At 42.0% G+C, this 10,570-nt stretch carries 8 protein-coding genes (1 of these 8 cut by a window edge); 4 read left to right on the top strand and 4 right to left on the bottom strand.

Going from position 1 to position 10,570, the window contains the following annotated elements; all coding sequences use genetic code 11:
- On the bottom strand, positions 1 to 954 hold the 5' portion of the coding sequence (gene gppA / locus ACSLBF_RS00490) for a guanosine-5'-triphosphate,3'-diphosphate diphosphatase (protein WP_440054699.1). The gene continues 555 nt to the left of window position 1, outside the view; only the first 954 of its 1,509 coding nucleotides appear in the window; its start codon is at positions 952 to 954; its stop codon lies off the left edge, out of view.
- Positions 955 to 997: 43 nt separating this feature from the next.
- Positions 998 to 2,275, bottom strand: coding sequence for an ATP-dependent RNA helicase RhlB (gene rhlB, locus ACSLBF_RS00485; protein WP_440054698.1), 1,278 nt, complete (start codon positions 2,273 to 2,275; stop codon positions 998 to 1,000).
- Between the two features lie 91 nt (positions 2,276 to 2,366).
- Between rhlB and trxA the strand changes: the two genes are divergently transcribed.
- From trxA to ACSLBF_RS00470, 3 genes are all read left to right on the top strand, one after another.
- Complete coding sequence (gene trxA / locus ACSLBF_RS00480; RefSeq protein WP_440054697.1) at positions 2,367 to 2,693, top strand: thioredoxin TrxA; 327 nt, start codon at positions 2,367 to 2,369, stop codon at positions 2,691 to 2,693.
- 207 nt (positions 2,694 to 2,900) lie between these two features.
- On the top strand, positions 2,901 to 4,160 hold the full coding sequence (gene rho / locus ACSLBF_RS00475) for a transcription termination factor Rho (RefSeq protein WP_440054696.1): 1,260 nt from the start codon (positions 2,901 to 2,903) through the stop codon (positions 4,158 to 4,160).
- Positions 4,161 to 4,278: 118 nt separating this feature from the next.
- The gene (locus tag ACSLBF_RS00470; RefSeq protein ID WP_440054695.1) at positions 4,279 to 5,541 is read left to right on the top strand and encodes a methyl-accepting chemotaxis protein; all 1,263 of its coding nucleotides are present in this window, start codon (positions 4,279 to 4,281) and stop codon (positions 5,539 to 5,541) included.
- Here the strand turns inward: ACSLBF_RS00470 and ACSLBF_RS00465 are convergent.
- Entirely contained in the window at positions 5,533 to 8,373 is a 2,841-nt protein-coding gene (locus tag ACSLBF_RS00465) for a tetratricopeptide repeat protein (protein ID WP_440054694.1), read from the bottom strand. The genes ACSLBF_RS00470 and ACSLBF_RS00465 overlap by 9 nt on opposite strands.
- 71 nt (positions 8,374 to 8,444) lie before the next feature.
- Here ACSLBF_RS00465 and ACSLBF_RS00460 point away from each other — a divergent pair, with 71 nt between their 5' ends.
- Positions 8,445 to 9,029: a DNA-J related domain-containing protein gene (locus tag ACSLBF_RS00460; RefSeq protein WP_440054693.1), complete on the top strand. Its 585-nt coding sequence runs from the start codon at positions 8,445 to 8,447 to the stop codon at positions 9,027 to 9,029.
- A gap of 28 nt (positions 9,030 to 9,057) precedes the next feature.
- Here the strand turns inward: ACSLBF_RS00460 and dbpA are convergent, their stop codons facing one another.
- Positions 9,058 to 10,440: an ATP-dependent RNA helicase DbpA gene (gene dbpA / locus ACSLBF_RS00455; protein WP_440054692.1), complete on the bottom strand. Its 1,383-nt coding sequence runs from the start codon at positions 10,438 to 10,440 to the stop codon at positions 9,058 to 9,060.
- Positions 10,441 to 10,570 lie beyond the last annotated feature (130 nt).

Genomic DNA, 10,570 nt, shown 5'->3' with positions numbered 1-10,570 from the left:
TCCATCAAGGGTCCTCTTACATATATCTACCGACTGGAAGTCAGGGATCATGCTATAAAGTACACCTTCTCTTAGTGCACCTCCAGCCAACCCCATGGATTCAACTTGCAACGATTCAAAAATAGCAATCAAAATCGCCAACCCTGATACAAACACTAATCTGCGCTCTTCAACTAGACCAGGCAAAGACAACGCTTGTATCGTTTTACACGCTATTGCCTGGTGCTTTATTTCTTGCAGCTTTTGTAAGTTGAGTTGTTCACTTTCTCCCATTGCTGCAAAAATTTCTTGAATTGCCTGGACTGTGCCAGACGCGCCAACAGCCCACTCCCATCCGAGATCGATATACTGTGCTCGGATTGGTGCCAGTACCGATTTGGCAGCATTAATTGCGGTATTAAAATTTGCTTCGTTCAGTAAGCCATCATCAAAGTATCTTTCTAAGTACGTCACACAACCCATATTCAAGCTTCTACAGAGCAAGGCATCAAAGCTTTTTCCTATGATCACTTCTGTACTAGCGCCGCCAATATCGATAACTAATTGTTTACCCTGACAAGCCGAAGTATGTGCGACACCCTTGTAAATTGTCTCTGCTTCAAGTTCGCCACTGATCACATTAATTTTATGGTTGAGGATTTTTTCAGCTTTAGCAATGAAAGTTGCAGAATTAGTCGCAAGCCGTAAAGTCGCGGTTGCAACAATGCTGACATTTTGGTTGGGAATATCTTGTAAACGCTCGGCAAAGAGCGCTAAACATTCCCAGCCTCTTTGCATTGCTTCTCTTGATAGGTGATTTGCTTCGTCAAGTCCTGCGGCTAATCTTACCTTCCTTTTTACTCGACCTATAGTATGAATACCGCCAGCAATATGCCTTGCGATAAGCATGTGAAAACTATTGGATCCTAAATCTACAACCGCGTAAATATCTTCTTTTAAAGCAGTTTTTGCCACTTTTTGAACCTCTATCAAACGCTACAAGCGCTTACCACCTGACTTACTGATACTGCTTATGATGCGGCTTTTTATATCCACCACTTCGGTGATTGCCACGTTGTCTGCCATGTCCTTGCGGGCCACTTTTGCGCCTTGCTTGAGGTCTTTTTAAATCATTTAGCAACGCAGTCTTATCATAGTGTGACACCGGGATGGCATGCTCTATATATGTCTCGATTTCATGTAAGTTATAAGCATATTGTTCACAAGCAAAGCTAATTGCATGTCCCGACGCCCCCGCTCTACCTGTACGACCAATACGATGCACATAGTCTTCTCTGTCATCAGGTAAATCAAAATTAAATACATGACTCACTAGGGGGATGTGTAGCCCTCTCGCTGCAACATCTGTTGCCACTAAAAGATCAACATCACCTTTGGTAAATTGCGCTAAAATTGATTGGCGTTTTTTCTGATTAACATCACCAGTTAATAACCCAACACGATGCCCATCCGCCTTCAACCATTCATAGACGTTTTCACAACTATGTTTAGTATTGGCAAATATAATCGCTTTTTCTGGCCATTCTTCCTCAATCAGAGTCAGCAACAAAGGTATTTTGTCCTCTTTAGAGGGGTGAAAAAGCTCTTCTTGAATCCGCTTACCAGTTTTCACATCTGGCTCGATTTGTACGTGAATTGGATTCGTCATATGTTCAAACGCAAGTTCTTGCACACGATATGACAATGTTGCAGAAAACAGTAGATTGAGACGATCTTCTCTACCAGGCATACGATTGAACAAATAACGTATGTCTTTAATAAAGCCCAAGTCAAACATGCGATCGGCTTCATCAAGCACCACAACTTCTATTTGATTGAGGTTATACGCACCTTGTTTGTAGAAATCTATCAATCGTCCAGTGGTGCCAATTAAGATATCAGCGCCTTTTTCGAGTTGCGCCCGTTGTTTTTCGTAATCCTCACCACCATATACTAGAGCTAGGTTAAGACCACAGCTCGGCGCAATAACTTGTGCATCTTTGTGGATTTGGATTGCCAGCTCTCGAGTCGGTGCCATTATAATCGCACGAGGATGTGTTTTTTCTTCCCGTTTAGTCTGCATGAGGCGATGACAAGTCGCGGTCAAAAACGCTAAAGTTTTGCCCGTACCAGTCTGCGCTTGGCCCGCAATATCACGGCCTTCACAGATAAAAGGAATGCACTTTGCTTGGATTGGCGTACAGAATTCGAAGCCACTCTCTTTCAATCCGGCGACCACCTCCGGAGCTAACGCAAAGTCAGAAAATTTTTTATTGGTCAAATGTGTCTTAGTCATAGCGATAAAGCATAACGTTTAAACTTGCAATAAGAAACAAGAGTGTTTAAATACGCATTAAATATTTCGCCTAATTCTAACGGAGAGCGTAATGAGCGACAAAATTATTCAATTAACCGATGACAGTTTCGAAGCTGATGTATTGAAATCAGAGCAACCAGTACTAGTTGATTTTTGGGCTGAGTGGTGTGGTCCTTGTAAAATGATTGCACCAATTCTGGATGAAGTAGCAGCTGAATTCGACGGCCGAGTGACCATTGGTAAATTAAATATTGATCAGAACTCAGGTACACCACCAAAGTTTGGTATTCGTGGTATCCCAACACTTTTACTATTTAAAGATGGCGCTGTTGCTGCCACTAAAGTAGGTGCACTTTCTAAAACTCAGCTGGTTGAGTTCCTAGAAAACAACATCTAATCATCATGTTGGAGCCGCAAAACAGCACTAGTTTTGTGGCTCCAGTTGAAATTTTCACATTAATATACAATTAAATTTGTATAAACACTGGACGGCTCGCCGCCTAACTGCTAACTTATTAACCCACAAACCTTTAGTAATCTTAAGCAATTCAATCCCTCTCGTGATACCCACGAGGTTGACAACTGTAACAAAGAACCCACCAATATGCATTTACGCGAATTAAAAGACAAGTCTATCAATGAACTTGTAAAACTTGCCGAGTCCATGGGACTTGAAAACGTAGCCCGTCTAAGAAAACAAGATATTATCTTTGCGATCCTTAAAGCTCATGCGAAAAGCGGTGAGAATATTTTTGGCGGCGGTGTTTTAGAAATTCTTCAAGACGGCTTTGGCTTTTTACGTTCGTCGGAAGCATCTTACTTGGCAGGTCCCGATGATATTTATGTATCACCAAGCCAGATCCGACGTTTTAGCCTACGCACCGGCGATACTATCAGCGGCTTAATTAGACCTCCCAAAGATGGTGAACGTTATTTTGCGCTGTTGAAAGTGAACGAAGTCAACTTTGATAAGCCAGAAAACTCTCGTACTAAAATCTTGTTCGAAAACTTAACACCTATCCATGCTAACGAACGATTAGTTATGGAGCGTGGTAACGGTAGTACTGAAGACATTACTGCACGTGTTCTCGATCTGGCATCACCTATCGGTAAAGGTCAACGTGCGCTTATCGTTGCCCCGCCAAAAGCAGGTAAAACAATGCTGTTGCAGAACATCGCGCAGTCGATTACCTACAACAATCCAGATGCAACATTGATGGTACTTCTTATCGACGAACGTCCTGAAGAAGTAACTGAAATGCAACGTCTAGTGCAAGGTGAAGTTATCGCTTCAACTTTTGACGAACCAGCTAACCGTCATGTGCAAGTTGCCGAAATGGTGATTGAAAAAGCGAAACGTCTAGTTGAGCATAAAAAGGATGTAGTAATTCTGCTTGACTCTATTACACGTCTCGCAAGAGCATATAACACCGTTATTCCATCTTCAGGCAAAGTACTAACTGGTGGTGTTGATGCTAATGCATTACACAAACCAAAGCGTTTCTTTGGTGCTGCACGTAATGTTGAAGAAGGGGGTAGTTTAACTATTATCGCTACTGCACTTATCGATACCGGCTCAAAAATGGATGAAGTCATCTACGAAGAGTTTAAAGGTACCGGTAATATGGAGCTTCATCTTAACCGTAAGATTGCTGAAAAGCGCGTATTCCCAGCGATTGATTTTAACCGCTCAGGAACTCGCCGCGAAGAGCTATTAACCAAAACGGATGAACTACAGAAAATGTGGATCTTGCGAAAGATCGTACACGAAATGAGTGAAATAGATGCAATGGAATTCCTAATTGATAAATTATCAATGAGTAAAACCAATGATGAGTTTTTTGACTCCATGCGTCGTAAGTAACTATTAAAATTAAAAAAAAGCCAGCATTTGCTGGCTTTTTTATTGCTAAAAATTGGGAAATTAAATGGATTTGCACTATAACCATGAGTCGAGGAGCTATTTTCTTACGGGATTTTAAATGTCACCAATTCGTCTTATCATAATAATCACGTCAGTTAATATTGTTTTATCTGGGCTGTTGCTCGCGGTGTTTTCTGCGCCACTATCACTTGCACTGTCAATAATCGGCGCTCTGCTGTTCAGCACCATTTCATTGACGCTAATATTCAGAAACAAACTAAATACAACTCATCATTTAGATGGCTTTATCCACGATTTCATCACGGGAAAAGGTATTGATTTAACTTATCGCTTTGATGAAAACGACCCCAGCATACCCAAGCCTTGCTTAGCGATAAATGACTGCTTAGCCACCATCGAGCATATCATTGGTGAAGTTCATGCCTCTGCAGCTCGACTCTATCCGATGGCTGATAACCTTAGGGACACTTACGCTTCTATGACCCAAAAAGCCACCCTACAATACACCCACGGTAAAGAACTTGCTGAAACTATACAAACTATGCTCTCCGTTTCTTCTACTCTTGAAAACAGCCTAGAGCAAATTTATAGCGCCCTGGAAAAAGCCACAGCGTCGGTCAAAAAGACACGTGTTGACACCGACAATAGTCAAAAAAGCTTACTTAAATTAGCCGATAACATTAAAAGAACCAGTCAACAGATTGAAACGTTGAAATCCGACAGCTCTGAAATCAACTCAGTAATCGAAGTTATCAACTCCATCGCGGAGCAAACCAATCTGCTGGCTTTGAATGCCGCAATTGAAGCTGCAAGAGCGGGCGAGCAAGGTAGAGGGTTTGCTGTTGTCGCTGACGAAGTGAGAAATTTAGCAGCCAGAACCAGCGCCTCAACCAAAGAAGTCAGCTTGATGATAACCAAGATTCAATCGGGAACAGACACGGTACACGAGTTGATGCAAGCAGCCCTCATAGAAACCGATAACACCGTATCACTAAGTGAAGCATCAACAAATGAGGTTGATGCCATCGAAAAGTCAATGGTAGCGGTAAATCAGCTTTCTCATGAAATTCATTCTCTTGTTGGAGAACAAAAGTCAGCTTCCGACGACGCGCAAGCCAGCATAGAGTCGATGGTGGAGCTAAATTCCGATGCTCTGTCTAGCACCAAAATACAAGCCGTTTCAAACAAAGATTTAATTGCACTATCCCACAGTATCAAAGAGAAACTGTCACTATTCATTGCTGCTGATTTTACCGAAGATGATGTTCCAAGAGGCGATGTGTCAAGACTACACCACCTTGATGACAATCACGAAGAACCAGAGCAAAATGAGAAAAAAGGTGAAGTAGAACTATTCTAGCTCAGCTGCCATATCGGCACTTTTTAATTCATCACATACAGCGATAAACAAAGATTGATATTGGTTTTCTGCTTTGTTTTTAAGAGCTTTTTCCAATGCTTTAGTAACACTCGCAAGGTCTTGATAACCGAATAGAGCTGCTGCCCCCGCTAACTTATGGCATATGTCTTGTAACTTCTGCCAATCTTTCACTTGCCACGCGTCAATTAGGGCGTAGCGTTCTTGCTCAAAAGTACTGGCGAAGCTTAACTTCAGATCTGACATATCTATGTGTAGCTTTTCTTCATGTTGCATGTGATCCATATAAAGATGTTTCACTAATATAGAACGCAACTCTTGGCTATTAACTGGCTTACCGATATGTCCTGTAAAGCCAGCATCCATATACTTTTTGATCTCATGAGCGAGTACATTAGCCGTAAGAGCATACACAGGCCCATCATAACCAGCTTCTCGAATAATCCTCAACGCCTCTACACCATCCATTTTTGGCATTTGGATATCCATCAATACCAGATCAGGGAAGTCGCTTAAACACCGTTCAACGGCAGCTGCGCCATTATCTACAGCGAGGACTTTAACCCCCAGTCGCTCTAACATGCGGGTGAACAATTGGCGATTGTCCGGATGGTCTTCAACCAACAGAACTTCCCCACAGAAAAGCCCCGTATCGGAGTTTATCTGTAGTTCTTCAACAGTAGTCTCTGCTAACAATAAATTACAAGGAACATAAAAACTAAACTCGCTACCCACTCCTAGCTCACTGCTAACACCTATTTGGCCACACATCATTTCCGCCAGTTGATGTGATAAACTGAGCCCCAATCCTGAGCCACCAAATCGCCTAGTGATACTGTTGTCGGCTTGTTGAAAGTACTCGAAGATTCTGTTGACCTGTTGTCTATCAATGCCAATCCCTGTGTCTGTCACGGTAAACTGCAAACCACTTTTATGTTCTGAAACCGAAATAGCTACGTAACCGCTACTGGTAAATTTAATCGCATTGCTGAGCAAGTTAATCAGTATTTGCTTAACTCGTACGAAATCGAGTTTAACGCTCACTCCATCAGGCAGATAATTTTCCACTCTAAACTCAAGCCCTTTTTGAAGTGCGGCTTGATGGAACATACTTCGTAAATCGCCCATTAACGTTGCAACAAGGAAATCAGCCGGCTCTAGGGTCAATTTATGTGCTTCTATCCGGCTTAAATCAAGAATGTCATTTACCAGCTCTTTAAGATGAATCCCTTGATTCTGAATGACTTGTAATCCAGAACTGGCTACTGTTGATAACGGTTCATTGCTCAACAGATCTTCTGTATGGCCAATAATCGCTGTCAGTGGCGTTCTGATTTCATGGCTCATGTTCGCTAAAAAGCGACTTTTTATGTTATGTGCTTCTCTTAATTCATCCGCTGTTTTTTGTAGCTCTGCGGTACGAACGGCTACTTTTTCACTGAGTTCAAGCTTCGCTTTTCGTTCAATGCTACGCCTATATATCGCAAATGTAGTAATTACCGACAGTAAGATGAGCACTGCAACCAACGACAGCATTTGCATTTTTTGTTGCTCTTTCACAGCCTGCAGTCTTTGCTCTTGCTTTAATGACTCAACTTCACGGCTTAACTCACTTGCCTCATATTTTGCTCTATATTCCTTGAGTTCTTTCATTACGCCCAAGTTTAACCTCTTCTGCTCATGCGTAATCTGCTTGGTTAAATATTTCTGTGCCTGTTCAAAATTGCCGGATGCTGCTTCAATTAAACCAAGCATACCAAGTAAAACAAAAGTATCTTCTTTCGAACCCAGCTCCTTACTCAAAGCCAGCCCTTCTTCTGCTAGAGACTTTGATAACGCTAATTCTCCCTTAGCAAAGGCAACTCTCGCCAGAATGGTTTTTGCCCCTAAGATATTCGGTGGACTTTGGATTTTCTCAGCATAGTAAAAAGCAAAGTTCGCAGCCTTTTCAGCATTTTCCAAATCATTGCCGGAAAAATTAAGTCGCGCGAGGTTTGTGTAATCACTGGATAAATGAAATAAGTCGTTGGTTGATTCAAAGTAGCTGATCGATTTTCGATATGATTCTCTGGCTTGTTCATGCCGACTAGTGCTTGTATAAAGCACACCTAACGTCGATTGACTTAGAGCCAAACTATAACCATCATTTAATTTAGTAAAAGCGGTTGCTGCGGTATTGAGCATTTTCTCGGCATTAGGAAAATCACCTTGTTTCATGTAGACGCCTGCAAGATTAAGCAGAATATCGGCTTTGTCTTGTTCATCACCATATTTCTGGTAGATTTCATCCGCTTCTACAAAGTGCGCGAGTGAACGCTGTAACGTGTTTTTTTTCTGATATGCCAAGCCAATATTATTGTGAATATGAGCAATTTCTAACATATTGTCCCGCTGCCTTGCTAGAGACAGCGCAACTCTGTAATGGTTTATCGCTTGCTGATATTGACCTAAATAATAATTACCAATCCCCAAACGCCGCACAACGTTGAAGTATGGATCTCCCAACCGGTCATGCTCTACAAGCTCCCCTTGCTGAGTCAAAAAATCAATAGCATCTTTATAATTGCCCGCAGCAAAAGCCGATTTACTTAAGGTATCTAGTAGCTTAATTTTATCTTCAACCGAAAACTCAAAACTGCCAAGCCACACCTTTGCTAACACTTTTTGTTTTTGCCATATGCCTGCCTTTTGCAGCTCAGTCATAAGTTCATCTAGTGGTGGGGCGTCTTGGAGCTCAGTCGCGAAAGACATTGGTGTAGAAAACAGGACGCCAACAAGCATTACCGTACGTAATACATGCCCAAGGTGTTTCATCCGTGCTCCTGTTTGCGCTAAATCGATTAGAAGTGATACTGTGAAGATACACTAAGAAAAATGAGGCGACAATGTTCAATCCGATACAAGAGGCTATTTTTCAACAACTTTGCTATCACGACACGCTCAAAGTACATACCTTAGCGGCTGATTTGTTAGCGGCTGATTTGTTACCAAAGTTAGATGCGGATGAAAACAAAAACTTGTTTAAGCGTAACTTTTTGATTATGAATGCGCTTTATCAATTGCAAAATGAGTTATATCAAGTAGGACAGTTACTGCAAGTCAGCGCGTTAAATATCAAGCTGGACACTAAGCCGCTTCACTCCCTGCCGATAATGAAACCAGATCCACTTAAAGAGTATTATTTAAATTGGGACAACTATGAAACCAGCGCAGAAGAAGTGCAGTATTTATTGGAAAGCTTTTGGCTAAACTTTACTCGAAGCGCACACGGCGCTTCGCCATCGATAACGAAATCAGAACAACGCACTCTGATAGCAAAGTGGCAACTATCTGAGCCATTTGACCGCGCCACACTGAGTAAAAAATGGCATAAAATGGCACTAGCTCATCACCCTGATAGACAAGGCTGCGAGACTGAGTTCAAAAAATTACAGATGGAATACAATATTTTAAGAACTTTGGCACTCTAACATTGCAAATATGCAGGCACTGTTCGCTTTAAGCACGTATTGCTTTGAAGCGCTTGCCCTTGATTTTGCTGTTATTGAGCTTTCTTAGGGCAGGTTTAACCGCCTCTCTTTTCACCGCAACAAAAGCTTGTACATCATAGAGGTTAATATTACCGATCTGGGAAAAGCCAATTCCTTCCTCTCCGGTCAAACAACCAACAATATCCCCTTTACGTAACTTCTGCTGCTTTCCTCCCTCGATCATAAGGGTGACCATATTGGATTTATAAGCTGGTTTATCGAGTAGCGCCTTACCAGGTAACACCCCGAGTTTAAATGTGGTGTCGTAAATTTGCTCAAGCTGCTGAACCCTAAATTGCTCCTTTTCGCCAAATAAAGATAACGCAATGCCTTTATTTTGGGCTCGACCCGTACGCCCCACGCGATGCACATGCGTTTGTGGGTCCAGTGCTAAATGGTAGTTTACAACTAACTCAACTTCTTCAATATCTAACCCTCTAGCTGCAACATCAGTTGCCACTAAAATATTGGCGCTTTTATTCGCAAAGGTAAGAATCGACCACTCCCGCTCACCTTGATCTAGATCTCCATGTAGCTCCACGCAACTCAGTCCAGTTTGTCTAAGCTCTTCATATAACCGTTTCGCTTCAACTTTGGTATTACAAAATACGATACAAGACTGAGGTTTGTGCTGCATCAACAACACCCTCAAGGCATTAAAACGCATTTTGTTATTCTCAAGTTTGTAGAAAGTCTGCTTAATGCTGGTATTTAAAGTTTGCGGCTCTGCTTCAATGCGTTCTGGCTGTTGCATAAATCGCTCAGCCAAGGACAAGATATTATCTGGATAGGTGGCACTAAACATCAAACTTTGGCGCTCAGTTGGTAAATAAACCACTATATTTTCAAGCGTTTCAGCAAACCCCATATCTAGCATTTGATCAGCTTCATCAAGCACAAAAGTGTTAACCTGAGTCAGTTCTAAAGTTCCTTTGAACAAATGTTCTTCAACTCGACCCGGTGTGCCGACAACAATATGCGCCCCATGTGAAAGTGAACTCACTTGCGGCCCAATAGGATTACCGCCGCATAAAGAAAGCACCTTAATATTGGGTATCGCGGCCGCTAGTTTTTTTATCTCGGTCGCCACTTGTTCAGCCAACTCACGAGTCGGACATAACACCAGTGCTTGAGGCGCGGTTTGTTCAAACTGTATTTTATTAAGAATGGTCAAGGCAAATGCCAGAGTTTTACCGGAGCCTGTCTTACCTTGGACAACAAGATCTTTGCCTGCCAGTGCCGGCTCTAAACAAGCCGCCTGTACAGGTGTGGGCAGTAAAAATTTGAAATCACACAGTCGAGCATACAGCGGCTCGCTTAAATTTAGTTGCGCAAAACTAGAAATCGACACATGAAAACCTTGTTATCCAATATCTGCTCTATTTTATACTAATTTGCAAACAGATGTTGCCTTGAAGTTGGCTAATTAAGCTGTGCCTGATACATTGGCTGTGGTAAATAAAGGAACTTAGAATTTAATA

This window comes from Pseudoalteromonas sp. T1lg65 (genome assembly GCF_051930985.1).
Classification (GTDB): Bacteria; Pseudomonadota; Gammaproteobacteria; order Enterobacterales; family Alteromonadaceae; genus Pseudoalteromonas.
Note: the sequence above shows the minus strand (reverse complement) of the source record. Positions and strands in the feature narration are given on the sequence as shown.

Bases quoted from the DNA above. Each gene is read 5' to 3' on its own strand.
- rhlB (WP_440054698.1), bottom strand. From the start codon at position 2,275: ATGACTAAGACACATTTGACCAATAAAAAATTTTCTGACTTTGCGTTA.
- trxA (WP_440054697.1), top strand. From the start codon at position 2,367: ATGAGCGACAAAATTATTCAATTAACCGATGACAGTTTCGAAGCTGAT.
- rho (WP_440054696.1), top strand. From the start codon at position 2,901: ATGCATTTACGCGAATTAAAAGACAAGTCTATCAATGAACTTGTAAAA.
- ACSLBF_RS00470 (WP_440054695.1), top strand. From the start codon at position 4,279: ATGTCACCAATTCGTCTTATCATAATAATCACGTCAGTTAATATTGTT.
- ACSLBF_RS00465 (WP_440054694.1), bottom strand. From the start codon at position 8,373: ATGAAACACCTTGGGCATGTATTACGTACGGTAATGCTTGTTGGCGTC.
- ACSLBF_RS00460 (WP_440054693.1), top strand. From the start codon at position 8,445: ATGTTCAATCCGATACAAGAGGCTATTTTTCAACAACTTTGCTATCAC.